Source organism: Marmoricola endophyticus (assembly GCF_014644415.1).
Taxonomy (GTDB): domain Bacteria; phylum Actinomycetota; class Actinomycetes; order Propionibacteriales; family Nocardioidaceae; genus Marmoricola; species Marmoricola endophyticus.
Genome location: NZ_BMKQ01000001.1, coordinates 1,769,958 through 1,793,063, shown reverse-complemented (window position 1 = coordinate 1,793,063; position 23,106 = coordinate 1,769,958). Strand labels below are relative to the sequence as shown.

The following is a 23,106-nucleotide window of genomic DNA, read 5'->3' as shown; positions in this document are numbered from 1 at the left end:
GCGGGCGGATCGCGTCACGGCGCGGGCGGACCGTCGAGCGTCGCGGCCGTGCTGGCGTGCGGGACCACGACGCGTACCGCGTTGCGCTCGACGGTGAACGACGCCGGGGTGCGCGCCGCGATCTCGCCGTCGAGGTTCACCGGCATCGGCTGGTCGGTCAGGACCTGCACCCGGCGGGTGCGCACGTGCACGACGCGGTCGTGCTCGACGAACCGCCCGTCGCGGAACAGTCGCGCGATCGAGACGTGGTCCCGCATGCGTCCGCGGCCGATGGCGTACACGTCGAGCAGGTGGTCGTCGAGCGAGGCGACCGGCGAGACGGCGTTGCCGCCGCCGTAGTGCCTGCCGTTGCCCACCGCCACCTGCAGCAGGTCGGTCATCTCCAGGTCGGGGTGGTCGCCGTCGGGGAACGACAGGCACGCGGTGAACGGTCGGTGCCGGCGGAAGGCGCGCACGGTCGCGACCGGGTACGCTGCCGGCCCCAGCAGCCGCTTGGCGCGCGGGGAGAGAGCGTGCGTGACGCCGGTCGAGAGCCCGATCGAGGCGACGTTGAGGTACGCCCGGGCGCGGCTGTCGGCCGTGGCGCCGTCCACCCGGCCGAGGTCGACGTCGACGACCTTCCCCTCGACCAGGGTGCGGATCGCTGCGTCCAGCTCGCTCGGGATCTGCAACGTGCGTGCGAAGTCGTTGGCGGTGCCCAGCGGCAGCACGCCCAGCGTCGTACGCGTGCCCGCGACGGCGCCGGCCGCGCAGCTCACGGTCCCGTCGCCCCCGCCGACGACCAGCAGGTCGGGTGCGGTGGCCGTGATGGCGTGCAGCGTCCCGGCGAGGTCGGCCCCCTCGGTGACGGTGTGCACGGTGACCTCCCCGAGCCCGGAGCGCGCGAGGGCGGCGTGCGCGGCGGCGAGGGTGCCGCGGCCGCGACGTGCTCCACCGTTGACGAGCAGGGACACGGTACGAGTGGCAGTCGGGGGCATCGTCCGGACGCTAGCCACCCCGGATGAGGATGCTCTGAGAGCGGGCTGGGTCAGTCCTCGGAAACGTCGATCAGCACCTTGCCGACCGCTCCCGCCTCGACCGCGGCGTGCGCCTCGGGGGTCTGCTCGAGCGGGTAGTGGTGCAGCGGGACGCCGCGCTCGTCGCCGACCGCGAGCGCTCCGTCGGCCACGGCGGCGCTGACGTCCTCGGCGGCCGCGCGCAGTGCCGCGTCGCCGACGGTGTACAGCAGCACCCACTGGAACCGGACGTTGGTGGAGAACGTCTCGCGCACGCTGAGGGTGACCTCGTCGCCGCCGTTGTTGGCGTAGATCGCGATCGTCGCCCGCGGCCGGATCACGGCGAGGTCGAGCGCGAGGTTCTGCGCCGGCGCCACCTCGACGACGAGGTCGACGCCGTCCGGCGCGAGGTCCCGGATCGCGCTCGCCGTGTCGCCGTCGCGGTAGTTCACCGTGTGCTGGGCACCGGCGGCCTTGGCCAGCACGGCCTTCTCGTCACTGCTCACGGTCGTGATCACGGTCGCGCCCGCCCACCGGGCGAGCTGGATCGCGGCGTTCCCGACCGCACCCGCGCCGCCCGCGACGAGGACGGTCGCCCCGTCCATCGAGCCCGGCGAGAGCCGGTCGCCGTAGTCCTCCGACGTGGTCAGGGCGCGGTGCGCCGTGACGGCCGGGACTCCCAGCGAGGCGCCGAGGTCGTACGACGCGCTCTCCGGCAGCGGCGCCACGTTTGCCCGGGGGAGGACGACCTGCTCCTGAGCGGTGCCACCGGGGCGGGTGTGCTGCGCGAGCATCACCCACACGCGGTCACCGGGCGCGAGGTCCTCGACACCGGCGCCGACGGCGTCGACCTCGCCGGCACCGTCCTGCCCGGGCACGATCTCGGGGAACGCCAGCGGACCCATCCCGCCGGCCCGGAACTTCCAGTCGGTCGGGTTCACCCCGGCACGCACGAGCCGCACCCGTACCTGACCGGGGCCGGGCTCACTCGCCTCGCGCTCGACGAGGTCGAGGACGGAGGCGTCCCCGGGCTGGGTGTAGACGACGGCACGCATGCGACCTCCTGGTGGTGGGGGCTGATCAACCGGGGAGCAACCGGGCCCGCCGGGTCATTCCCGGCGGGCCCGATGACGTACTGCCCTCAGGACTCGGAGAGGAACGGGTAGTCGGTGTAGCCCTCGGCCCCACCGCCGTAGAACGTGGCCGGGTTCGGCTCGTTGAGGTCCGCGCCGGTGCGCCAGCGCTCGGCGAGGTCGGGGTTGGCGAGGAACTCGCGACCCACGGCGACCAGGTCGCCGAGACCCTCGTCGAGGATCTTCTCCACGTCGGCGAGCGTGGTCACCGAGCTGAACCCGGAGTTCAGCATCACCGGGCCGCCGAAGCGCTCCTTCAGGTCCGCGACCAGGTCGGTGGTCGGGTCCGCGAGGATCGAGAGGTACGCCAGCCCGAGGTCGGCGATGCCGTCGACGAGCGTCCGGTACGCCGCGATCGTCTCCGCCTGGTCCTCCTCGAGCACGCCCTGGATGTTGTGCGCGGGGGAGATGCGGATGCCGACCCGGTCGGCGCCGATGGCCTCGGCCACGGCGCGGGTGACCTCGATGCTCAGCCGTGCGCGGTTCTCGGGCGAGCCGCCGTACTCGTCGGTCCGCTCGTTCGAGGACTGCCCGAGGAACTGGTGCAGCAGGTAGCCGTTGGCGGAGTGCACCTCGACCCCGTCCAGGCCCGCCTCGACGGCGTTCCTCGCGGCGGTGACGAACTCCTCGACGATGCCCGGGATCTCGTCGGTCTCCAGCGCGCGGGGGACGGTGTTCTCGGTGCGGCCGTTCGCGGTCACCATCTCGCCCGGCGCCTGCAGCGCGCTCGGCGCCACCGACTCGAGCCCGTTCTTGTTGTCGGGGTGCGCGATCCGCCCGGCGTGCATCAGCTGCGCGACGAGGTAGCCGTTGCCCTCGTGGACGGCGTCCGCCGCCAGCCGCCACCCGGCGAGCTGCTCGGGGGAGTGGAAGCCGGGGGTGTCGAGGTAGCCCTGCCCGACCGCGCTGGGCTGCGAGCCCTCGGTGACGATCAGGCCGGCGCCGGCGCGCTGGCCGTAGTACGTCGCGTTGAGCTCGCCCGGCACGCCCTCGGGCGCACGGTTGCGGGTCAGCGGGGCCATCACGAAGCGCTGGGGCAGGTCCCAGCGGCCGATGCGGATGGGGTCGAAGGCTGTCGTCACGAGTCGCTCCTGGCAGGTTGGTTGATCGTTCACGCAGCGCAGCCGTCACCGGTCGGCTCTGATTCCCCCTGTGTCGCAGGTCTCGCAGCCTGGCAGCATCGGCGTCGTGCTGACTCGTGCGCTCTTGTCCGGGCTGGCGGGGACCGCCGCGATGACCGCCACGACCACCCTCGAGCGGCGTCTGAGACCGCGGCTGGACCACCCGGTCGACTACGACGCGAGCACGCACGTGGCCACCGCCGTCGGCGCGGTCCTGCGCCGACCGGCGCGCGGCGAGGCGCAGCGTCGGGGGTACTTCCTGCTCGCGCACTGGGGCTACGGCTCCGCCGTCGCCGTCGGGTACGACCTCCTGCGCACCCGCCTGCCGGCGACGGCGGCGGTGCCGACGTTCTACGCCGGCTGCCAGGCCATGGCGTGGACGCTGTTCCCGACGGTCGGCGGCGCCCCGCCGCCGTGGCGCTGGCGTCGCGACGTCGTGGTCAGCTCGCTGGCCCAGCACGCGGTCTACGTCGCGGTGGTGGCCGGTGTCGCGCGGGCTGCCAGACTCGACGCATGACTGCGTACTGGATCAGCGCCTACCGCGAGATCAGCGACCCGGCGAAGGTGGCGGCATACGCCGAGCTCGCCGGTCCCGCGATCGCCGCCGCGGGCGGTCGCTTCATCGCTCGGGGGATGCCGGCGGCCGTCTTCGAGGACGGTGTCGAGCAGCGGTCCGTGATCGTGGAGTTCGACGACGTGGAGGCGGCGACGGCGGCGTACGCGAGCGAGGCGTACGCCGAGGCGCTCGCCGCGCTCGGCGACGGCGCGGTCCGCGACCTGCGGATCGTGCCCGGCGTCGACTGACTCAGCCGGTGGTCAGACGCAGCTGGGGCAGCACCCGCCCGCTGATCGAGCCGCTCGCGACCTCGCCGACGTGGACCGCGCCGGCGCGCTCGTAGAAGCCGACCGCGTGCGGGTCGGCGTCGATGAACAGCGAGGTCATGCCGAGCGACCGGGCGGTCCGGACGGCGTGCGCGAGGAGCAGCCGTCCGAGCCCCCGACCCATCCGGCCCGGTGCGACGAAGAGGTCGTCCAGCGTGCCCTCCTCGGGCGTACCGCCGATCCGGTAGAACCCGGTGACCCCCTCGTCGTCCTCGGCGAGGACGACCCGCGTGCCGTCGCAGGCGGCCGGGTCGACGGTGAGCTCGGCGCGGCACGACTCCATGAACGACGCGGAGTAGCCCCAGTGGGCCTTGCTCTCGAACGCGAGCGCCGAGAGCGTCGGCGCCTCGTCGGGCAGCGCGGGTCGCACCCGGCTCATCTGGCCCTCCTAGCGCTCGGGCGTCGGCTTGGGCTCGTCGTCGCACTCGAGCCGACCGTCCTTCTCCGAGCAGTCGTAGCGGGAGACGCCGTCGATGATGATGGTGTCGCTGGAGTACTTGGTCCCCGGCCTCACGTCGATCTTCTCGACGTAGTTGTCGTTCAGCTCCTTCCTCTCGGAGGAATAGCTGTCACCGACGAGCTTGAACCCGACGACGAACGCAGCGATGACCACCACGAGGACCACCACGAAGATCGGCCAGAAGAAGCGTTCGAGGAACGACTTCTGCCGTTCTGCGGCCACCGGTTCGCGCGCGCCCGATTCGCTCACGTCTGTACACCTACCACGGCCTGCTCCTCGCCGAGGGGACATCCAGCGAGCGGCCGCAGGTGCTGGGCCACGTCCGAGGCCACCGGCAACGATTGCCGGTGGGTCTGATCGACACGGGGGGGGGGGTGGCCAGGGGCGGGATCGAACCGCCGACCTTCCGCTTTTCAGGCGGACGCTCGTACCAGCTGAGCTACCTGGCCGCATGGTGCGGGACCGGGCGAGACTCTAGCCGATCGGGCCGGTGTCCACGAAACGCGCGGCCCCGCGATACTGGCTGCCATGACTGACGGCACGGGTGAGAACGGCACGGTGACCGGGGACATCGCCGGCGACATCTCCGGAGAGTTCGTCCGGCACCTCGGACTGGTCTTCACGGAGGTGACGGGCGACCGGGTGGTCGCGACCTGGGAGGCGCTGCCGAAGCTGCACCAGCCGTACGGGATCGTCCACGGCGGGGTGCACTGCAGCGTCTTCGAGACGCTGGCGTCCGTCGGCGCAGCCACCTGGTACGGCGACCGCGGCCAGGTCGTCGGGGTCAACAACTCCACCGACTTCCTCCGCGCGGTCCGCGAGGGCACGCTGACCTCGACCGCGGTGCCGGTCCACCAGGGCCGGCTGCAGCAGCTGTGGCGGATCGAGACCGTCACCGAGGCCGACGGCAAGCGCGTCGCGCAGGGCCAGGTGCGCCTGCAGAACATCGCCGCGGGCGGCTTCTGAGCACAGCCTCACAGGGTGATCGCGCGACCCGCGTCCGGGTCGGCGTCGGTGAGCGCCGCCGCGATCCGGGCGGCGACGTCCTCCGGGAACGGTGCGCTGCGTGCGTCGTCGCCGGTGGTCTGCACGTGCAGACCCAGCACCTCCTCGGTGGCACGCAGCCTGCCGTCGGCCCACAGCTCGTGCCACAGCCGGAGCAGCTTGGACGTGTGACCGATGACCGTGGTCCGCGCCTCGAGCTGCTCTCCCGGACCGATCTGGTCGAGGTATCGCACGTGCGCCTCGAGGGTGAACAACGAGGCGCCGGACCGCTCGCGGTAGTCCGTCCCGAGGCCGAGCACCTCCATCGCCGCGTCGGTCGCGTGGCCCAGCACGAGGACGTAGTACGCCTCGGAGAGGTGGCCGTTGTAGTCGATCCACTCGGGACGTACGTCCTCCCGCCACGTGCAGAGCGGGTCGTCGGCGCTCACGGCTCAGACCCGGCCCAGGGCCCGCAGCACCGCGATCACCCCGGCGTCCCGCTCGGCCACGAGGTCGTCGACGCTGCGTCCGTCGGCCTCGCGGTCGCAGCCCTCGACCACCGCGTCACGCAGCGCGGGCGTGAGCTCGGCCGCCACGAGGCGGGTCCACGGGGCGAGCAACGAGGGACCGAAGTGGTCCAGCATGTGCGCCATCCCACCCTGGCCGCCGGCCAGGTGGAAGGTGAGCATCGGCCCCATCACCGGCCAGCGCAGGCCGGGGCCGTCGACGATGGACTGGTCGATCTGCTCGACCGTCGCCTCGCCCGCCGCGACCATGTGCAGCGCCTCGCGCCACAGCGCCTCCTGCAGGCGGTTGGCGATGAAGCCCGGCACCTCGGCCTCCATCGTGATCACCGACTTCCCGGCGAGGCGGTAGAACTCGCTCGCCCAGGCCACGGTGTCGGCCGTGGTCGCCTTGCCGCCGACCACCTCGACCAGCGGGATCAGGTACGGCGGGTTGAACGGGTGCCCGACCACGGTGCGGCCGGGTCGCTCGCACGAGACCTGCATGTCGCTCATCGGGTAGCCCGAGGTCGAGGAGGCGATCACCACGTCCTCGGGGATCGCCTCGTCGAGGTCGGCGAGCAGCCGGACCTTGAGGTCGAGGTCCTCCGGCGCGCTCTCCTGGACGAAGTCGGCGCCGGCGACGGCGGCGGCGAGCTCCGGCTCGTAGCGCAGCCGGTCGCGCGAGGCGTCCTCCGCCAGGCCCAGCTCGGTGAGTGCCGGCCAGGCCGCGTCGACCAGGTGGCGCAACCGTGCCTCGGCGTCCGGTGCGGGATCCCAGGCGACGACGTCGTACCCGTGGGCGAGGAAGTACGCCGCCCAGCCGCCGCCGATGACGCCGGCGCCGACGCAGGTGACCGTACGGGCGTCCTCCGGCGAGGGCCTCATGCGCGGGACTCCAGGCCCAGGATCTCGCGTCCCTCCTCGGGCGTGGCCACCTGCGAGCCCATCGCCTCGACGATCGTGCGCGCCCGCTCGACCAGCTGGGCGTTGGTCGCCTTGACCCCGCGGGAGAGGTAGAGGTTGTCCTCCAGCCCGACCCGGACGTGCCCACCGAGCAGCACCGACTGCGCCACCCACGGCATCTGCATGCGGCCCAGCGCGAACGACGCCCACACCGACCCCTCGGGCAGCTGGTCGACCATCGTGGAGAGCAGCGCGGGATCGGCCGGTGCGCCGTACGGGATGTCCATGCACAGCTGGAACATCGGTGGCGCGTCGATCAGCCCCTCCTCGACCAGCTGCCGGGCGAACCACAGGTGCCCGGTGTCGAAGATCTCCATCTCGACCCGGACGCCGAGCTCCTGGATCTTCTTCGCGCCCTCCCGGAGCATGTCGGGCGTGGAGACGTAGACCAGGCTGCCCTCGCCGAAGTTGAGGCTGCCGCAGTCCAGGGTGCAGATCTCCGGCAGCAGCTCCTCCACGTGCGCCAGGCGCTCCGAGCCACGCACCAGGTCGGTGCCCTCGACGAAGCGGGTCGGCTCGGCCGGGTCGAGCACCAGGTCGCCACCCATCCCGGCGGTGGTGTTGACGATGACGTCCACGCCGCTCGCGCGGACCCGCTCGACGACCTCGCGGTAGAGCGCGACCTCGCGCGAGCCCTGCCTGGTCTGCGGGTCGCGCACGTGGATGTGGATGATCGTGGCACCGGCGCGCGCGGCGGCGATGCCGGACTCGGCGATCTCCTCCGGCGTCACCGGCACGTGCTCGGACCGGCCGGCGGTGTCGCCCGCCCCGGTCAGCGCGCAGGTGATCATCACCTTCCGGTTGATCGTCCTCTTCACGATGGCTCCTCCCTGTCGATGGTGGTGCTGCTGGTGGTCGTGCCGGTGTCGGCGTCCGCGATCGCGGCGAGCCCGAGGATGCTGAGGTCGCGGTACTGGCGGTCCGCCCACGGGTCGGCGTACGGCCACTGCGAGGTCTTGACGACCACGACCTCCCGGTCGCGGTCGACGAAGCAGAACTGGCCCCTGCTGCCGTCCGCGGTCACCTGGCGGCCCGCGTCGTCCAGCGGCCACCAGTGCATGCCGAAGCCGAGCAGCGCACTGATCGAGGACGGCAGCCGTCCCGGGCGGAGCCAGGGGTACGCAGGGCGGCTGCTCAGCTCGACCCACTCCCCGCCGGCGAGCTGGTGCAGTCCCACCCTGGCCCAGTCCCGGGCGGTGGCCGCCAGCGCGCCGCCGGCCATGGCCACGCCCTCGTCGTCGGTGCCGACCACCGCGCCGTGCTCGCAGCCCAGGGTCCGCCACATCGCGGCGGTCGCCTCGACGTACGTCCGCCCCGTGGCCCGCTCCCGTACCCAGTCGAGCACCTGGGAGTCGGCGGTGCAGTACTCGAAGCGGGTGCCGGGCGGCTCCGCGGGCCCGACGCGGGTGAGCAGTGCGCGCGACGAGCCACCGGACCCCGCGAACGCCCCCACCAGCCGGCTCGCCGGGCCGTCGGGGTCGCGGTGGTCCTCCACCCAGTCGACGCCGCTGGTCATCGAGGCGACGTCCGCCACCGTGCAGGTCGCCCAGCCGGAGCCGGCCAGCTCCGGGACCAGGTCGACGACCGGGTCATCGAGCGAGAGGTCACCGGCGGCCACCGCGTCGCCGACCAGGTGCGCCAGCGCCGACTTGGTCATCGACGCGCCGAGGAACAGGTCGCCGGGGCCGAGGCCGTCGGCGTACCACTCGTGCACGACGGTGCCGCCGCGAACGACCACCAGGGACGTCGCGTACGTCGCGGCGAGCCAGCCGGCCAGGTCGTGCCGCCGCCCGGCGCCGTCGATCGCGACGCCGAGCGGACCGGGGTCGCTCGGCAGCGGCTCGCCCGACCCGGGCACGTCGACGTACGTCCGCCCCAGCGAGCCCGACCCCTCGGCGAGGTGCGGGTTGACCATCTGCAACCCCGCGAGGCGGGACTCCGGACCGGACGGCTCAGTCAATGCGCGGGCTGTTGGCCAGCAGCCGCTGGGTGTAGTCCTCGCGCGGGTTGTCCATCACGTCGGCGACCGGGCCGGACTCCACGACGCGGCCGGCGCTGAGGATCTGCACGCGCGCCGCGATCGAGCGGACCAGGGCGAGGTTGTGGGTCACGAACAGCATGCTGATTCCCCGCGTGCGCCGCAGCTCGTCGAGCAGCGCGACGATCGAGCCCTGCACCGACACGTCGAGCGCCGAGGTGATCTCGTCGCAGACCAGCAGGTCGGGCTCGGCGGCCAGCGCACGGGCGATGGCGACGCGCTGCCTCTCGCCGCCGGAGAGCCGGTTGGTCTGGTAGCGCATCACGGCGGGCCCGAGCGCGACCTGCTCGAGCAGCTCGGCGACCCGGTCCGTGGCCTCGGTGCCCGAGGCGATGCCGAACAGCTCCATCGGCCGCTTGACGATCTGCTCGACCGTGAGGCGCGGGTTCAGCGAGAGGTACGGGTTCTGGAAGATGTACTGGATCCGCTTGCGGTCGGCGGCGCTGCGCTTGCGCGAGCCGTGGCCCAGCGGCCGGCCCTCGAAGCCGATGGTGCCGGTCCACTCCTTGTGCAGGCCGCCGACGCAGCGCGAGATGGTCGTCTTGCCCGAGCCGGACTCGCCGACCAGCGCGACCACCTCGGCCCTCGCCACGTCGAAGCCGACGTCGAAGACGACCTGCGTGCGGCCGTACGAGACGCCGAGGTCGGCGATGTCGAGGATCACCTCGCGGGCGCGCTGGGGGTCGGCGTCCGGGACGGTGCCCAGCGAGATGTCCCAGTCACCGATCTCGCCGGCCCGCAGGCAGCGCACCTCGTGGCCAGGGCCGCGCTCCCTGAGCTCGGGCTCCTGCTCGGCGCAGGCCTCGACGGCGAACGCGCACCGGTCGTGGAAGCGGCAGCCGCCCGGGCGGGAGCCCGGCGCGGGGGTACGACCGGGGATGCCGCTCAGCGCCCGTGCCTGCCGCAGGTGCGGGATCGAGTCCAGCAGAGCCCGGGTGTACGGGTGCGAGGGGTGGGCGAAGATGGTGTCCCGGTCACCGATCTCCGCGACCTGGCCGGCGTACATCACCGCGACGCGGTCGGCGATGTTGGCCACGACCGCGAGGTCGTGGGTGACGTAGAGCGCCGCGACCCCGTGGCTGCGGCACAGCTCGCCCATCGTCTGCAGCACCATGCCCTGGGTCGTGACGTCCAGTCCGGTGGTCGGCTCGTCGAGGACCAGCACCTTCGGCTTGGGCAGGAACGCCATCGCCAGGGCGACGCGCTGCACCTGTCCGCCGGAGAGCTGGTGGGCGTAGCGCCGCAGGAACTCGTCGTCGTTCGGGAGACCCACCTCGGCCAGACCGTCGCGAGCCCCCTGCAGCCGGCTCTCGGCGGTGCCGAGGCCGCGCAGCTCCATCAGCTCGACGATCTGCCTGCCGATCCGGATGCTCGGGTTGAGCGCGGACGCCGGGTCCTGCGGGACGTACGCGATCTCCTCGCCGCGCAGCCGGCGTACCTGCTGCCAGGGGAGAGCCAGCACGTCGCTGTCCTCGAACAGCACCTTGCCGCGCTCGATCATCGCTCCGGCCCGGGTGTAGCCGAGCAGCGAGGTCCCCACCGTGGTCTTGCCCGAGCCGGACTCACCGACCAGGCCGACCACCTCGCCCGGCCGCAGCACCAGGTCGATGTCGTCGACGACGTCGACGTCCGGTCGCGCGGTGAGCCCGATCCGCAGGTCGGCGACGGTGATCCCGCCGCCGGCGGCCTCGGGGGGCGGTGTCGTGTCCAGGGTCGTCATGTCAGTCCCGTCCGCGGTCGGAGAGCTGGGCGATCCCGTCGGCCATCAGGTTCGTGCCGATCGTGAAGATCGCGATGATCAGGACCGGCGCGAGGACCGCCCAGGGCTGGGTGGAGATCGCCAGCCGGTTCTCGTTGATCATCTGGCCCCAGTTGGCCTTGTCGGGGTCGGTGGAGAACCCGAGGAAGCCGAGGGCGGCGACCAGCCCGATCGAGTACGTCAGCCGCAGCCCGGCCTCGGCGAGCAGCGGTGCGTTCATGTTGGGCAGCACCTCGGCGAGGATCACCCGGCTGCGCCGCTCGCCGAGCGCCTCGGCGGCGTGCACGAAGTCGCGCGAGACCAGGCCGAGCGCGACGCCCCGGGCCACCCGGGCGACCCGGGGGGCGTGCGAGACCCCGATGAGGACCACGATCATCCAGGTCTTCGGCTGGTCGACGGCGGTGAGGATGACCAGGGCGAGCAGGATCTGCGGGAAGGCCAGCGTGACGTCGTTGAGCCGCATGATCACCTCGTCCCACCAGCCGCCGGCGTACGCCGCGACGACCCCGATCAGGACGCCGAGCACCATGCCCAGCACGGTGCCCAGCACCGCGATGAGCAGGATGATCCCGCCGCCGTAGAGGAGCCGGGACAAGATGTCCTGGCCGAGGTAGTCGGTGCCGAAGACGCCGGTGCCGCTGAACGGCGGGCCGGTCACCTCGTTCTCCCCGTGGGGGGCGAGGAGCGGGCCGACGAGGGCCAGCAGGATCACGAGCACGGTGATCGTGGCGCCGACGACCAGGCGGCGCTGGTGCACGAACCGCGACCAGGCCGAGGTGGTGGCGGACTGCTCGGTGGCGCTCACGAGGAGATCGCCGTCCTCGCGCGGGGGGTGAACAGGATCGAGAGCAGGTCGGCCACGAGGTTCACCACGACGTACACCGCGGCGATGATCATGCTCAGCGCCTGCACGAGCGGCACGTCGTGGGCGTTGACGGCGTCGACCAGCTGCTTGCCGATCCCCGGGTAGTTGAACACCGACTCCACGACCACGATCCCTCCGGCGAGGTACGCCAGCTGCAGTGCGATCACCTGGATGCCCGGGACGATCGCGTTGAGGAGCGCGTGCTTGCGCATCACCACGCCCTCGGGGATCCCCTTGAGACGGGCGAGCTCGACGTAGTCGGAGTCGAGGACCTCGAGCAGGGTGGCGCGCACGATGCGCGCGACGTACGGCGAGACCGCCAGCACCAGCGTCAGCACCGGGAGCACCATCGCCCGGGGCTGGTCCCACGGGTGGCCGGTGGGGGAGGAGATCGTCACCGCGGGGAGCAGGTGGAACACGCTGGTCGACAGCAGGGCGACGAGCAGGATGCCGACGACGAACTCCGGGAGGCCGGCCAGGCCGAGGAGGATCGTCTGGATCACCGTGTCGGGCCGCCGGCGGCGGTAGTTGGCGGAGAGCATCGCCACGCCGAAGGAGACCGGGATCATCACCACCGCGGAGACCAGCACCAGGCCGAGGGTGTTGACCACGCTGCTGCCGATCAGCTCGCTGACCGGTCGCAGCCCGGTCAGCGACGTGCCGAGGTCACCGGTGAGCAGCCCGCCGAGCCAGTTGAGGTACCGCTGCACCAGGGGCTGGTCGGCGTTGAGCAGGCCGTTCAGCTGGTCCACCCGGGCCTGGTTGGCGGCGTAGTCCCGACCGAGGATCGCCCGGACCGGGTCGCCCAGCGCGGCGGTCGCCACGAAGACGAGGATCGAGACCAGCCACAGGGTGAGGACGGCCAGGCCGAGCCGGCGGGCCAGCCACAGCGCCCAGGCGAGGGCGCCGAAGCGCCCGCGCGGGGGAGCGACCGCCCCGGGCGCGTCGGCGCGCTCGGGGAGCTCGATCTGCTCGGCGCCCCCGAGCCCCTGGGCCGAGGTCAAGAAACCGTCGCCTTGTTGAACCGGTAGGACCCCAGCGGGAGGTACTTGCTGGTGCTGACGCCCTTGACGTTGGCGGCGACCGCGTCGACCTGGCGGCGGAAGCCCCAGATGATGTAGCCGCCCTCGTCGTACTCGATCTTCTGCGCGTCCTGCAGCAGCGAGTTGCGCTTGGCGTCGTCGGTCTGCGCCTGGGCCGAGGAGATCAGGCCCGCGAACTTCGCGTTGTCGAAGTGGGTCTCGTTGTAGGTCCCGCTCTTCAGCGCGCACACCGCGGCCTGCGGGATGTAGTTGCGGGTGTTCCAGAAGTCCTGCGCGAAGGTGTACTTGAGGTAGTCGTCGCCGTAGAACGGGTTCTTCTTGACCACCCGGACGTCGACCCCGGCCTGCTTGGCCTGCTGCTTGAACAGCGCCGCGGCCGAGGGGGCGACCGAGCCGATGTCGTCACCGGTGAACAGCTGCACCTGCAGGCCCTCGGCGCCGGCGGACTTCAGCAGCGAACGGGCCTGCTCGACGTCCTGCTCGCGCTGCGGCAGCTCCTTGGCGTAGGCGTCGTCGAAGGGGGCGTAGAGGTCGTTGCCGAGCGTGCCCTTGCCGGACAGCGCCTGGTCGATCATCTGCTGGCGGTCCACGATCAGGCGCATCGCCTGGCGGACCCGGTTGTCGGAGAACGGCTTCTGGTCGACCCGCATGGTGAACGGCACCCAGGCGCCGCTCTGGGTCTCGAGGACCTGCCCGCCCTGACCCTTGACCGAGTCGATCAGGTTGTACGGCAGGTTGTCGACGGTCTGCACCTGGCCGGCCTGGAGAGCGTTGATCTGGGCGTTGGCGTCGGAGAAGTCCTGGATCTGCAGCTGGTCGATCTTGGCGACGTCGCCCCAGTAGTCGGCGTACTTCGCGAAGGTGCTGGACTTCCCGGGCGTGAAGGACTGGTAGGAGAACGGCCCGGTGCCGACCGGCTTCTTGATGTCGAAGTCGGTGGGGATGATGCCGAACGTGTACTCGGCGAGCAGGTAGTCCAGCACCGCGTACGGCGTCTTCAGCGCGATGGTGAGCGTGGAGGCGTCGACCTTCTTGGTGCCGTCGAAGTCGATGATCGGCGCGAGCGCGACGCCGGCGGAGGTCGGGGCCTTGGGGTCGGCCACCCGCTTGATGCTGAACAGCACGTCCTCGGGGGTCACGGACTTGCCGTTGTGGAAGGTCACGCCCTGGCGCAGCTTGACCGTCCAGGTCTTGGCGTCCGCGGACGGCTCGATCGACTCCGCGAGAGCGGGGGCGATCTGGTAGTTCTCGTCCCAGAACAGCAGCGGCTCGTAGAGGTTGCAGCAGCGGGCGATGTCCGGCGCCGTGACCGGGCTGTGCGGGTCGAGGGTGTCCTTGGTGCTGCCGCCGGTGGCGCCGTGGATGAGCACGCCGCCCGCGGAGCCGCTGCCTCCGTCGCTGCCTCCACAGGCGGCGAGCAGCTGGCTGGCTCCGATGGCTGACGCGGTCAGACCTCCGAGCTGGAAGAGCTGGCGGCGGCTGAAACTGGCTCGGTCGGTCATGGTGCCCCTTCGGCGTTCGTCATGCGAACAGATGCGGTTGACATGCGAACTTAGGATGAGGTCTCGGGTCGGTCAAGCGGATCGGGTCAAGTGGGGGTAACGATGTCGCAGGCCTTGTCGGGAGGGCCGGAGGTCGCCTCGGGCGTCGCGACGTCCGCGGTGCGCACCTCGTACGTGCAGTCGGTGGACCGTGCGATGGTCCTGCTCGCCGCCGTCGCGGAGTCCTCGGCCACCGACGCGACGGCGCAGATCCTCGGCGAACGCACCGGGATCAACCGGGCGACGGTGTGGCGGATCCTGACCACGCTCGAGGCCCACGACATGGTGACCCGCGATGCTCGCAGCGGCCAGTGGTCGATCGGTGCCGGCGCCGTCCGGGTCGCTCGTGCCGCCGGTCTGGACGCGCTCGCCCGGTCCGCCCGCCAGGTGCTGAGCCGGTTGAGCCTGCAGACCGGTGAGACCGCAGGGTTCGCCGCGCTCCAGGGCTCGACCCTCACCTACCTCGGCGAGGTCGTCCCGCCCGACAGCACCATCGCGTCCTGGCTGGGGCACCCCGCCCCGCTGCACGCGACCTCGACCGGCAAGGCGTACCTCGCGATGCTCCCCGACGAGGAGGTGCCGGCGCTGGTGGGGTCGGACCCGGTGCGCTTCAACGACGCGACCGTCACCGACCTGTCGGCGCTGCGCGACGAGCTCGGCCGGGTCCGCGAGCGCGGCTTCGCCGAGTGCCGAGGGGAGTACGACGCGGCGGTCTGGGGCGTCGCCTCGCCGCTGCTGGACAACGCGGGGCGCCCTGTCGCGGTGCTGAGCGTCTGGGGGCCCGTCGGCCGGGTCAGTCCCGCGCGCTTCGAGGCACTGGGCGCGCTGACGCAGGACGCGGCGCGCAGCCTGTCCTGGCGCTGAGCGGTACCCCCAACGGGATTCGAACCCGTGCTACCGCCGTGAAAGGGCGGGGTCCTGGGCCGCTAGACGATGGGGGCCCGGCCGGGGATCGGGTCCGCGGCCTGAGCCAGCATAGGTGACCGGGCGGCTGGTTGGATCGGGAGCGTGGAGGCCACCGCGGAGGAGTTCGAGGCTCTGGTGGTGGACGCGCTGGACACCATCCCGTCCGAGCTCGCCCGGCTGATGGACAACGTCGTCGTGCTCGTCGAGGAGAACGCGCCCGCCGACGAGCCCGACCTGCTCGGCCTGTACGACGGCGTGCCCCTGACCGAGCGCGACTCGACGTACACGTTCGCGGTGCCGGACCGGATCCTGCTGTTCCGCGGGCCGCTGCTGGCGATGTGCACGGACGCCGACGAGCTGGTCGAGGAGATCGGGATCACCGTGGTCCACGAGGTCGCCCACCACTTCGGGATCGACGACGCGTCACTGCACGCCTGGGGCTGGGGATGAGGCCCGCGCCGGGTCGGCGCACGGGGCCGGGCAGCGGCGGTGCTGCGAGCGCCGGCGCCGATTCGTGCTCCGCCGCCGCCGTGGGTTAGCCTTCTGGGGCTGCACCATCCAAGGCCCCGTAGCGCAGTTGGTTAGCGCGCCGCCCTGTCACGGCGGAGGCCGCGGGTTCGAGTCCCGTCGGGGTCGCCAGCCGACACCCCGGATCCTCATGGGTCCGGGGTGCTCGTCCGTCCGGACCTGTTCTCATCTTGTGATTCCGTGCACAAGCTCGGGGCCCGGCTGGTCCGAACCGGCCCTGCGGTGGGAGTCTTGGAGCGATCGAAGAGGGTTGCCCTCATGTCACACCAGAGAGGTCGGGATCGGTCGTGAACGAGGCCGGGTCGCAGCACAAGCACAAGGTGGTCGTCATCGGCTCCGGGTTCGGTGGCCTGTTCGGCACCCAGGCCCTGGACCGCAGCGACATCGAGGTCACGATGATCGCAGCCACCAGCCACCACCTCTTCCAGCCGCTGCTCTACCAGGTGGCGACCGGCATCCTCTCCGAGGGCGAGATCGCCCCGCCGACGCGCGAGGTCCTCTCCCGTCAGAAGAACGTGCAGGTGCTGCTGGGCGAGGTCACCGACATCGACCTCGACGCCAAGACCGTCACCCACCAGCTGCTCGGCCGCCGCAGCGTGACCTCGTACGACTCGCTGCTGGTCGCGGCGGGTGCGGGGCAGTCGTACTTCGGCAACGACCAGTTCGCCGAGTTCGCCCCCGGCATGAAGAGCATCGACGACGCGCTGGAGCTGCGCGGGCGGATCTTCGGCGCCTTCGAGATGGCCGAGGTGCTGGCCTCCAAGGGCGAGAACGTCGACCACCTGCTGACCTTCGTCGTCGTGGGCGCCGGCCCGACGGGTGTGGAGATGGCCGGCCAGATCGCCGAGCTCGCCCACCGCACGCTCAAGCGCGACTTCCACTCCATCAACAGTCGCGAGGCGCGGGTGATCCTGATGGACGCGGCCCCGCAGGTGCTCCCGCCGTTCGGGGAGAAGCTGGGGGAGAAGAGCAAGAAGGAGCTCGAGAAGCTCGGGGTCGAGGTCCAGCTCGGTGCGATGGTCACCGACGTCTCCGAGCGCGGTCTGACCGTCAAGGACAAGGACGGCAGCGAGCGCTCGATCGCCGCGGTCACCAAGATCTGGGCCGCCGGCGTGCAGGCCAGCCCGCTGGGCAGGACGCTCGCGGAGCAGTCCGGCGCCTCTCTGGACCGCGCCGGCCGGATCGGGGTCAACCCCGACCTGACCCTGCCCGGGCACCCCGAGGTCTTCGTCGTCGGCGACATGATCGCGCTGGACCACCTGCCGGGTGTCGCCCAGGTGGCGATCCAGGGCGCCAAGCACGCCGCGAAGCAGATCAAGCACGGCCTGGACGGCAAGGAGGCCGGGCAGCCGTTCAAGTACTTCGACAAGGGCTCGATGGCCACCATCAGCCGGTTCCGCGCGGTGGCGAGCATCGGGAAGTTCAAGCTCACGGGCTTCATCGCCTGGGTGATGTGGCTGGCCGTGCACCTGGTCTACATGACCGGCTTCAAGAACCGGCTCACCGCGCTCGGCCACTGGCTGATCAGCTTCCTCGGCCGGGGCCGCGCCGAGCGCACCTCCACCGAGCAGCAGATCTTCGCGCGGGCGGCGATCAAGCGGCTCAAGGGAGGCGCCAACGACCTGGTCAGCGCGCCCGGGGCGCACGAGGCGGCCGAGGACCTGCTCCGGGTGACCCGCGAGGACCTGGAGTCGCGCGCGGCGGAGGAGACCCGGCTGACCGACTCCGGGGAGCGCGGCAAGCAGACCGTCTGAGCCCCTCGGCACTCAGAAGTACGGCAGGATCCCCACCAGGTTGAAGGCGCTGGCCACCACGACCACTCCGCACATCACCTGCATCGCGACGCTGCCGCGGTAGAGGTACGACGCCCACGCCCCAAGCACAACGCCGACCAGGGCGATCAGGGCGAACAGGTCGCGCCGGCCGTCGGTGACCTCGAGGGTCCCCGTGAGCCCGCTGGGGTCGACGGCGTCGACCGGGTCGTACATCACGCCGTACAGCGCGAGCAGGCCGCCGACGATCAGCAGGAACGAGCCCAGCAGCAGGCCCTTCCCGCGGCTGCTCGCCTCGGCGGGGTCCATCAGTCCTCCTCGGGATCGGCCAGCACCGAGGTCTCGGTGGGCTCGTTGCGCCCGCGCAGCGTGACCGGCTCGTGGTCGCTCCAGTGCGACGCCTCGTCCTGCGTGGCCGCGTCCACGCTGACCCGTGCGGCCAGCACCCCGCCGGGCACGTCCTTGGCGAGGTCGGTCAGCCGGGAGGCGGAGTTCACGGCGTCACCGATGACGGTGTACTCGAAGCGCGACTCGTCGCCGACGTTGCCCGCCACCGCCTCGCCGGTGGCCACCCCGATGCCGCACCCGATCTCGGTGACCTCCTCGCGCAGCCGGCGAGCCATCGCGCGAGCCGCCGCGAGAGCGGCGCTCGCGTGGTCGTCGAGCTCGACCGGGGCGCCGAAGACGGCGAGCACGGCGTCGCCGATGAACTTGTTGACCAGGCCCTCGTGCCGGTCGACCTCCTGCACGACGACGCCGAAGAACCGGTTCAGCATCTCGACGACCTCGCCCGGGTCGCGCTCGGCGGCGAAGCCGGTCGAGCCGACGAGGTCGACGAACAGGACCGACACGGTGCGCGCCTCGCCGCCCAGCTCGACATCGGCGAGCTGCGCGGCCTGCGCGGCGACGTCGCGCCCGACGTGGCGCCCGAACAGGTCGCGCAGCCGCTCGCGCTCGCGCAGCCCGGCGACCGTCTGGTTGAACCCGGACTGGAGCATGCCGAGCTCGGTGCCGTCGTACACCGCGACCTGTGCGTCGAGGTCACCGTCGTCGACCTTGAGCAGCGCGTCGCGCACCGAGAGGATCGGCTCGACCACGGCGCGGCTGTTCAGGTAGGTGATCAGCAGGCCGAAGACCAGCACCACGCCGCCGAGGGACAGGATCGTCACCGAGAGCCGGCGCACGGTCACGTCCTGGCCGCCCAGCGCCAGCACCGCGGTGGCGAGCAGGCCGACGACGGGTGCGGCCGTGCCGAGGCCCCAGAACAGGATCATCCGCTGACGGATGCCGAAGCCGGTCGTCGCGGAGGGCGAGTGGTCGGCCAGCGCGAGCGCGGCGATCGGGCGGAAGGCGAACTCCGAGAGCAGGTACGCCGTTGCGGACACCATCAGACCCGCGATGGCGATCGAGACGCCCGAGCTGAGGGCGCGCGCGGGCTGGATGAGCAGGTTGAGGGCGGTGAAGAGCACGACGGCCGCGGTCCAGAACGCCGCCTGGATCCGGGTCAGCCGCCACGGCAGCCGCAGCGCGGTTCGGCGCTCGGCCTCGTCGGGACGACGCTGGTCGATCACCCAGCGCAGCGATCTCAGCCCGGCGCGGGTGCCCCACACGGCGCCCGCGCCGACGGCGAGCACCACGTACACGGGCACGGCGATCGCCAGCGCCAGCGTGGTCGCGTCCGAGGCGCGCGGAGCGGGCACGACGAGGGTCGCCATGACGAAGACGATGCCGGCACCGATCGCGTTGGTGGTGGACAGCAGCACGGTGAGGAGCGTCTGCAGGCGTACGCGCAGCTGCATCGGGCTCTGCTCGGACCCGCCGAGCAGCAGCGAGCCGAAGGGGGTCCTGGCGGTCCCGCCCTCCTCCGCGGACTCCTCGGTCGTGGTCGCCACCGCGACATCGTCGCAGGTCCGAGGCGGATCTCCAGCCGAGATGCCCGGTAGCGTGACGTCGGTGAGCGACCCCAGCACTTCTTCCGGCGCCGAGCGTGCTGTTCCGACTCGTGAGCGGCTGATCGAGAACGGCCTCACGGTGGCCTCGCGCTGGACGCTGCGCCTGCTGGTCGTCGCCGCGGGTCTGGTGGTGCTCGGCCTCGGGATCGGCAGGTTGTGGAGCATCGTCCTGCCGGTCGTGCTGGCGCTGATCGTGACCACGATCCTCTCACCGGTGGCACGGGTGCTCGAGCGCTACCTGCGCTTCCCGCGGGCGCTGAGCGCGATCACCACTCTCCTGGGCGCGCTGGCGCTGCTCGTCCTCGTCTTTTCGCTGCTCGCCCCGTCGGTCGTCGACCAGGTCGGTGCGGTCGCCAACCAGGCCTCGGACGGCCTGGAGAAGGTCGAGGACTGGCTGGCCTCGACGCCGCTGGACATCACCCAGAGCCAGTTCGAGGACCTCGTCGACGAGGTCCAGAAGCGTCTGCAGGACTCTGCAGCGTCGATCGCGGCAGGTCTTCTCGTCGGTGTCAACGCGGTCACCTCCGGGGTGATCACGCTGGTGATCTGCCTGTTCCTCGTCTTCTTCTTCCTCAAGGACGGGCACACGTTCCTGCCGTGGCTCGAGCGTCAGGCCGGCCCGAGGGCCGGTGCCCACCTGCACGAGGTCGGCCGGCGGGCGTGGAAGGTGCTGGCCGCCTTCATCCGTACCCAGGCACTCGTCGGACTGATCGACGCCGTCTTCATCGGAGCAGGCCTGGTCATCGTCGGCATCCCCTTGGCACTGCCGCTCGCGGTGCTCACGTTCTTCGGCGGCTTCGTCCCGATCGTGGGCGCGTTCACCGTCGGCGCTCTCGCGGTCCTCGTGGCCCTCGTCAGCAACGGCCTTTCCGCCGCGATCATCATCCTGGTCCTGATCATCGTCGTGCAGCAGGTCGAGGGCAACATCCTCTCGCCGATCCTGCAAGGCCGGACGATGAACCTGCACGCCGGCGTCGTCCTGCTCGCCGTGACGCTGGGATCGACGCTCTTCGGCGTCGTCGGGGCGTTCCTCTCCGTCCCGTTCACCGCGGTCGGCGCCGTGATCTACCGCTACGTCGACGAGCAGCTCGTCGCCGCCGGGGGAGGACCGCCTGCCGCCGAGCCGTCTGACGAGCCGTCTGACGAGGCGCCGGACGAGGCGTCCTCGGCCCCGGACGACGAGGCTCGGCCGCCCGAGGGCTGACCGTCCTCAGGCGTACGGGTGGGCCCCGTGGGGATCGAACCCACAACCCGCGGATTAAAAGTCCGCTGCTCTGCCGATTGAGCTAGAGGCCCGTGGCCCGCAAACTACCGGGCCACCTCGGCACGGTGGTGCGCCACGATCCGGGAGAACTCCTCGGCGTCGACCGCGGAGGACGGGATCACGAGCTCGGTGCCGTTGGGACGCACGATCGTCGTCCGCCAGGCGCGGGAGTAGACGTCGTCGTCGACTCGGATGTCCAGCTTCGAGCTGCGCAGGTCGAACCGCTCGCCGTCGGAGCCGCGCGAGACCTCCAGCATCGGCCCGTCCACCGAGACCAGTGTCGGCGTCCAGCTCAGCAGCCCCCACCAGAAGCACAGCGTGAGCCCGGTGATGCCGGCGGCGATGCCCCAGACCACCTGGTTGCCGCGGGACACGGCCCAGAAGATCGCGCCGACCGCGATCACCGCGGCGACGATGAACAGCAGGATCAGCAGCGGGCGGTGGGCACCGCGAGGCTTGTACTCCACGTGCTCGGGGAAACCCTTGGAGTCGTCGCGAGGAGGGGTGAGCGGCTCGGGCTCCGCACGGCCCCTTCGCAGGCGCGCCGAGGCGGGCTCCGGGGTGGACTCGTCGTCGGTCGCGAGCGCGGCGTAGAACGACGAGGTGTCCTGGGTCGAGCGGGACCAGTCGACGTCGTCGTCCGCAGAGTCGGTCCCGCCCTCGTTCGCGAGACCCGTCGGCAGCGGCGCGTCGGGCTCGTCGGCGTCCGCCGGGTCCGAGACGTCCGCTGGGGCCGCGGCGCCGGCGGGGGCTGTCGGCTCCGCGTCGGTCGCGGACCACGCGTCCGCCCGGGACGAGGGCTCGACGGTCTCCGCGGCCGGTTCCGGCGCCGGATCGGGCTCCGGGGCCGTCGCGGCGGACCCCGTGGTCGAGGTCGCGCCCACGCCCGGTGACCGCGGGTCGCCCGGGAAGGGGACGTACCCGGGCTCGACCGGGATCACCGCGCTGTGCTCGGCGTCCCAGCCCTGGCCGTCGTCGGAGTACCACGTGTAGCCGCCGTCGCCGGAGACCCACCGCAGGCCGTAGTCGTCGTACCACTCGCGGAGGTCCCAGGTGGGCGACGCGGAGACGGGCTCCGGCGTGGACTCGGGCACGGCGGCGAGGGAGGACGCAGGCTCGGGGTCCTCGGCCGGCGCAGCGGCGGGCTCGACGACCGGCGCCTCGGGCCAGACGTCGTCGGCGGGCTCGGGGAGCTCGTCGGCGACTCGCGCGTCGTCGGAGAAGAGCTCGGCCTGTCCGGGGTCGGGGGCGGTCGGCTCAGGAGCGGTCTCGGGGGTGGCGAGGTCGGGCTCGACCGTCGGCTCCCGGAGGGCGTCCCGGTCCCAGCTCGACCACTCGTCGGGCGCTGGCGTCTCGTCAGCCGGCTCGGCAGCGCGTTCGACGACCGGGGCCTCGCCCTCCGGTGGGTTCCACTCGACGTCGGCCTCGTCCTCTGCGGGCTCGTCGTCCTCGGACTCGTCGTCCTCGGAGTCGTCGGTGGACCCGATCCCGTCGGCCGGTGCGGCAGCCGCAGCGGTGTCGAGGACGGGTGTCGGCGCAGGTGCGACCGCGTCGACCGTGTCGACCTCGGGGACCGTGAGCTGCTCGTCGTCCTCCTCGGCGGGTGGCGCCGTGGTCCCCGGTGCGGCGGAGAAGGCATCGTCGACCTCGTCCTGCACCGGCTCCGTGCCCTCGACCGTGGCGGTCGGCGTGGGCTCGGACCGGTCGGACCGGTCGCCGATCCACTCGGCGAGCTCGTTGTCCTCCTGGTTGCGCACGTAGCGCTCGAAGTCGGCGAGGGTCCAGCTGGCCGTCGTCGTCATGTCCAGGCTGCGGGGGTCCATCGACGTCGGCGCCGGAGGTGCGGAGGGCTCCTCGGTCGCACCGTCCTCGGAAGCGCTCGGCGTGGCCGGGTCGGCGGCGTACGGCCACCACTGCTCGCCGCCGTCGGGCTCGGTCGCCGAACCACCGGCGAACGACTCGCCGCTGGGTTCGTCGCTGGGCCACAACGACTCGACGTACTCCTCCTCGTCCTGGGCGGGTCCGGTGGACCCGGCGGGCTCAGTGGACTCGGCGGACTCTCGGGACGCGGGTTCGTCCGCCGCGGCCGGTGGCACGGCGGGCTCCGGCGACTCGGGGGCGGACCGCCCGGTCACCCACATGGCGAGCAGGTCGGAGGCGGCCGTGGTGCGCTCGCGCTCCGGCTCGGCGCCGGGGCGGCTCTCGGGGGAGCCCTGGTCCTCGGAGCGACCGTCGCTCATGACGGGCCACCCTCTCTCTTGAGTCGTCGCACGACAGCCGGAAGGGGCGCCTGCGAAGGGCGTGGCGACCGGTCCGGCAGTCCGGTTCAGGGCCCCACGGTAGGCGAGAGGGAGGCGTCGGCCACGAACGGCGCCCGGGGCGGTCGAACAATTT

The 23,106-nt window shown here is 72.1% G+C and carries 23 protein-coding genes and 4 tRNA genes; 8 read left to right on the top strand and 19 right to left on the bottom strand.

Translation table 11 applies throughout. From position 1 onward, the window contains the following. Window positions 1-14 precede the first annotated feature (14 nt). The 3 genes from IEX42_RS08770 to IEX42_RS08760 form a co-directional block, all read right to left on the bottom strand. Window positions 15-977: a lipid kinase gene (locus IEX42_RS08770; protein ID WP_188779429.1), complete on the bottom strand. Its 963-nt coding sequence runs from the start codon at window positions 975-977 to the stop codon at window positions 15-17. Between the two features lie 50 nt (window positions 978-1,027). Continuing rightward, on the bottom strand, window positions 1,028-2,050 hold the full coding sequence (locus tag IEX42_RS08765) for an NADPH:quinone reductase (RefSeq protein WP_188779428.1): 1,023 nt from the start codon (window positions 2,048-2,050) through the stop codon (window positions 1,028-1,030). A gap of 86 nt (window positions 2,051-2,136) precedes the next feature. After that, window positions 2,137-3,210: an alkene reductase gene (locus tag IEX42_RS08760; RefSeq protein WP_188779427.1), complete on the bottom strand. Its 1,074-nt coding sequence runs from the start codon at window positions 3,208-3,210 to the stop codon at window positions 2,137-2,139. Between the two features lie 106 nt (window positions 3,211-3,316). Between IEX42_RS08760 and IEX42_RS08755 the strand changes: the two genes are divergently transcribed. Continuing rightward, window positions 3,317-3,766: a hypothetical protein gene (locus tag IEX42_RS08755; RefSeq protein ID WP_188779426.1), complete on the top strand. Its 450-nt coding sequence runs from the start codon at window positions 3,317-3,319 to the stop codon at window positions 3,764-3,766. Continuing rightward, window positions 3,763-4,053, top strand: coding sequence for a DUF1330 domain-containing protein (locus tag IEX42_RS08750; RefSeq protein ID WP_188779425.1), 291 nt, complete (start codon window positions 3,763-3,765; stop codon window positions 4,051-4,053). Before IEX42_RS08755 ends, IEX42_RS08750 begins: the two co-directional genes overlap by 4 nt. Before the next feature lies 1 nt (window position 4,054). Here IEX42_RS08750 and IEX42_RS08745 read toward each other — a convergent pair whose 3' ends face one another. From IEX42_RS08745 to IEX42_RS08735, 3 genes are all read right to left on the bottom strand, one after another. Beyond that, on the bottom strand, window positions 4,055-4,510 hold the full coding sequence (locus IEX42_RS08745) for a GNAT family N-acetyltransferase (protein ID WP_188779424.1): 456 nt from the start codon (window positions 4,508-4,510) through the stop codon (window positions 4,055-4,057). 9 nt (window positions 4,511-4,519) lie between these two features. Then, a complete protein-coding gene (locus tag IEX42_RS08740; RefSeq protein WP_188779423.1) occupies window positions 4,520-4,840 on the bottom strand; it encodes a hypothetical protein in 321 nt (106 codons plus the stop codon). Between the two features lie 126 nt (window positions 4,841-4,966). Continuing rightward, window positions 4,967-5,040: transfer RNA gene (locus IEX42_RS08735), tRNA-Phe, on the bottom strand. 79 nt (window positions 5,041-5,119) lie between these two features. On the opposite strand from IEX42_RS08735, the gene IEX42_RS08730 reads away from it, so the two are divergent. After that, window positions 5,120-5,557, top strand: coding sequence for a PaaI family thioesterase (locus IEX42_RS08730; protein ID WP_188779422.1), 438 nt, complete (start codon window positions 5,120-5,122; stop codon window positions 5,555-5,557). Between the two features lie 8 nt (window positions 5,558-5,565). On the opposite strand, the gene IEX42_RS08725 is transcribed toward IEX42_RS08730, so the two are convergent. From IEX42_RS08725 to IEX42_RS08690, 8 genes are read right to left on the bottom strand one after another with little or no spacing between them, the layout of a single operon-like run. Next, the gene (locus IEX42_RS08725; protein WP_188779421.1) at window positions 5,566-6,024 is read right to left on the bottom strand and encodes a thioesterase family protein; all 459 of its coding nucleotides are present in this window, start codon (window positions 6,022-6,024) and stop codon (window positions 5,566-5,568) included. A 3-nt stretch (window positions 6,025-6,027) separates the two neighbouring features. After that, window positions 6,028-6,966, bottom strand: a complete 939-nt coding sequence (locus IEX42_RS08720; RefSeq protein ID WP_188779420.1) for a 3-hydroxyacyl-CoA dehydrogenase NAD-binding domain-containing protein — start codon at window positions 6,964-6,966, stop codon at window positions 6,028-6,030. Beyond that, window positions 6,963-7,862: a beta-keto acid cleavage family enzyme gene (locus IEX42_RS08715; protein ID WP_229660726.1), complete on the bottom strand. Its 900-nt coding sequence runs from the start codon at window positions 7,860-7,862 to the stop codon at window positions 6,963-6,965. The genes IEX42_RS08720 and IEX42_RS08715 overlap by 4 nt, the downstream gene beginning before the upstream one ends. After that, window positions 7,859-9,004, bottom strand: a complete 1,146-nt coding sequence (locus IEX42_RS08710; protein ID WP_188779419.1) for a serine hydrolase domain-containing protein — start codon at window positions 9,002-9,004, stop codon at window positions 7,859-7,861. Before IEX42_RS08710 ends, IEX42_RS08715 begins: the two co-directional genes overlap by 4 nt. After that, on the bottom strand, window positions 8,997-10,802 hold the full coding sequence (locus IEX42_RS08705; RefSeq protein ID WP_188779418.1) for an ABC transporter ATP-binding protein: 1,806 nt from the start codon (window positions 10,800-10,802) through the stop codon (window positions 8,997-8,999). The genes IEX42_RS08710 and IEX42_RS08705 overlap by 8 nt, the downstream gene beginning before the upstream one ends. Before the next feature lies 1 nt (window position 10,803). Next, the gene (locus IEX42_RS08700; protein ID WP_188779417.1) at window positions 10,804-11,646 is read right to left on the bottom strand and encodes an ABC transporter permease; all 843 of its coding nucleotides are present in this window, start codon (window positions 11,644-11,646) and stop codon (window positions 10,804-10,806) included. Then, window positions 11,643-12,710, bottom strand: a complete 1,068-nt coding sequence (locus IEX42_RS08695; protein ID WP_229660725.1) for an ABC transporter permease — start codon at window positions 12,708-12,710, stop codon at window positions 11,643-11,645. The genes IEX42_RS08700 and IEX42_RS08695 overlap by 4 nt, the downstream gene beginning before the upstream one ends. Further along, window positions 12,707-14,251, bottom strand: a complete 1,545-nt coding sequence (locus tag IEX42_RS08690; protein WP_229660724.1) for an ABC transporter substrate-binding protein — start codon at window positions 14,249-14,251, stop codon at window positions 12,707-12,709. The genes IEX42_RS08695 and IEX42_RS08690 overlap by 4 nt, the downstream gene beginning before the upstream one ends. 102 nt (window positions 14,252-14,353) lie before the next feature. Between IEX42_RS08690 and IEX42_RS08685 the strand changes: the two genes are divergently transcribed. Continuing rightward, window positions 14,354-15,154 (top strand): IclR family transcriptional regulator, encoded by an 801-nt coding sequence (locus IEX42_RS08685; protein ID WP_188779416.1) that lies wholly within the window; start codon window positions 14,354-14,356, stop codon window positions 15,152-15,154. Between the two features lie 4 nt (window positions 15,155-15,158). On the opposite strand, the gene IEX42_RS08680 is transcribed toward IEX42_RS08685, so the two are convergent. Beyond that, window positions 15,159-15,231: transfer RNA gene (locus tag IEX42_RS08680), tRNA-Glu, on the bottom strand. Window positions 15,232-15,298: 67 nt separating this feature from the next. On the opposite strand from IEX42_RS08680, the gene IEX42_RS08675 reads away from it, so the two are divergent. The 3 genes from IEX42_RS08675 (at window position 15,299) to IEX42_RS08665 (ending at window position 17,478) form a co-directional block, all read left to right on the top strand. Next, a complete protein-coding gene (locus tag IEX42_RS08675; RefSeq protein WP_229660723.1) occupies window positions 15,299-15,646 on the top strand; it encodes a metallopeptidase family protein in 348 nt (115 codons plus the stop codon). Between the two features lie 112 nt (window positions 15,647-15,758). Continuing rightward, window positions 15,759-15,835, top strand: a tRNA-Asp gene (locus IEX42_RS08670). A gap of 176 nt (window positions 15,836-16,011) precedes the next feature. Next, the gene (locus tag IEX42_RS08665) at window positions 16,012-17,478 is read left to right on the top strand and encodes an NAD(P)/FAD-dependent oxidoreductase (RefSeq protein ID WP_188779415.1); all 1,467 of its coding nucleotides are present in this window, start codon (window positions 16,012-16,014) and stop codon (window positions 17,476-17,478) included. A 12-nt stretch (window positions 17,479-17,490) separates the two neighbouring features. On the opposite strand, the gene IEX42_RS08660 is transcribed toward IEX42_RS08665, so the two are convergent. After that, window positions 17,491-17,805 (bottom strand): hypothetical protein, encoded by a 315-nt coding sequence (locus tag IEX42_RS08660; RefSeq protein ID WP_188779414.1) that lies wholly within the window; start codon window positions 17,803-17,805, stop codon window positions 17,491-17,493. Continuing rightward, a complete protein-coding gene (locus IEX42_RS08655; protein ID WP_229660722.1) occupies window positions 17,805-19,388 on the bottom strand; it encodes an adenylate/guanylate cyclase domain-containing protein in 1,584 nt (527 codons plus the stop codon). The genes IEX42_RS08660 and IEX42_RS08655 overlap by 1 nt, the downstream gene beginning before the upstream one ends. A gap of 61 nt (window positions 19,389-19,449) precedes the next feature. Here IEX42_RS08655 and IEX42_RS08650 point away from each other — a divergent pair, with 61 nt between their 5' ends. Then, on the top strand, window positions 19,450-20,652 hold the full coding sequence (locus IEX42_RS08650; RefSeq protein WP_188779413.1) for an AI-2E family transporter: 1,203 nt from the start codon (window positions 19,450-19,452) through the stop codon (window positions 20,650-20,652). A 19-nt stretch (window positions 20,653-20,671) separates the two neighbouring features. On the opposite strand, the gene IEX42_RS08645 is transcribed toward IEX42_RS08650, so the two are convergent. Together IEX42_RS08645 and IEX42_RS08640 are read right to left on the bottom strand one after the other, a co-directional pair. Continuing rightward, window positions 20,672-20,744, bottom strand: a tRNA-Lys gene (locus IEX42_RS08645). Between the two features lie 12 nt (window positions 20,745-20,756). Continuing rightward, window positions 20,757-22,952 (bottom strand): hypothetical protein, encoded by a 2,196-nt coding sequence (locus tag IEX42_RS08640; protein WP_188779412.1) that lies wholly within the window; start codon window positions 22,950-22,952, stop codon window positions 20,757-20,759. Window positions 22,953-23,106 lie beyond the last annotated feature (154 nt).

Bases quoted from the DNA above. Each gene is read 5' to 3' on its own strand.
- IEX42_RS08770 (WP_188779429.1), bottom strand. From the start codon at position 977: ATGCCCCCGACTGCCACTCGTACCGTGTCCCTGCTCGTCAACGGTGGA.
- IEX42_RS08685 (WP_188779416.1), top strand. From the start codon at position 14,354: ATGTCGCAGGCCTTGTCGGGAGGGCCGGAGGTCGCCTCGGGCGTCGCG.
- IEX42_RS08640 (WP_188779412.1), bottom strand. From the start codon at position 22,952: ATGAGCGACGGTCGCTCCGAGGACCAGGGCTCCCCCGAGAGCCGCCCC.
- IEX42_RS08720 (WP_188779420.1), bottom strand. From the start codon at position 6,966: ATGAGGCCCTCGCCGGAGGACGCCCGTACGGTCACCTGCGTCGGCGCC.
- IEX42_RS08705 (WP_188779418.1), bottom strand. From the start codon at position 10,802: ATGACGACCCTGGACACGACACCGCCCCCCGAGGCCGCCGGCGGCGGG.
- IEX42_RS08730 (WP_188779422.1), top strand. From the start codon at position 5,120: ATGACTGACGGCACGGGTGAGAACGGCACGGTGACCGGGGACATCGCC.
- IEX42_RS08750 (WP_188779425.1), top strand. From the start codon at position 3,763: ATGACTGCGTACTGGATCAGCGCCTACCGCGAGATCAGCGACCCGGCG.
- IEX42_RS08660 (WP_188779414.1), bottom strand. From the start codon at position 17,805: ATGGACCCCGCCGAGGCGAGCAGCCGCGGGAAGGGCCTGCTGCTGGGC.
- IEX42_RS08745 (WP_188779424.1), bottom strand. From the start codon at position 4,510: ATGAGCCGGGTGCGACCCGCGCTGCCCGACGAGGCGCCGACGCTCTCG.
- IEX42_RS08690 (WP_229660724.1), bottom strand. From the start codon at position 14,251: ATGACCGACCGAGCCAGTTTCAGCCGCCGCCAGCTCTTCCAGCTCGGA.
- IEX42_RS08765 (WP_188779428.1), bottom strand. From the start codon at position 2,050: ATGCGTGCCGTCGTCTACACCCAGCCCGGGGACGCCTCCGTCCTCGAC.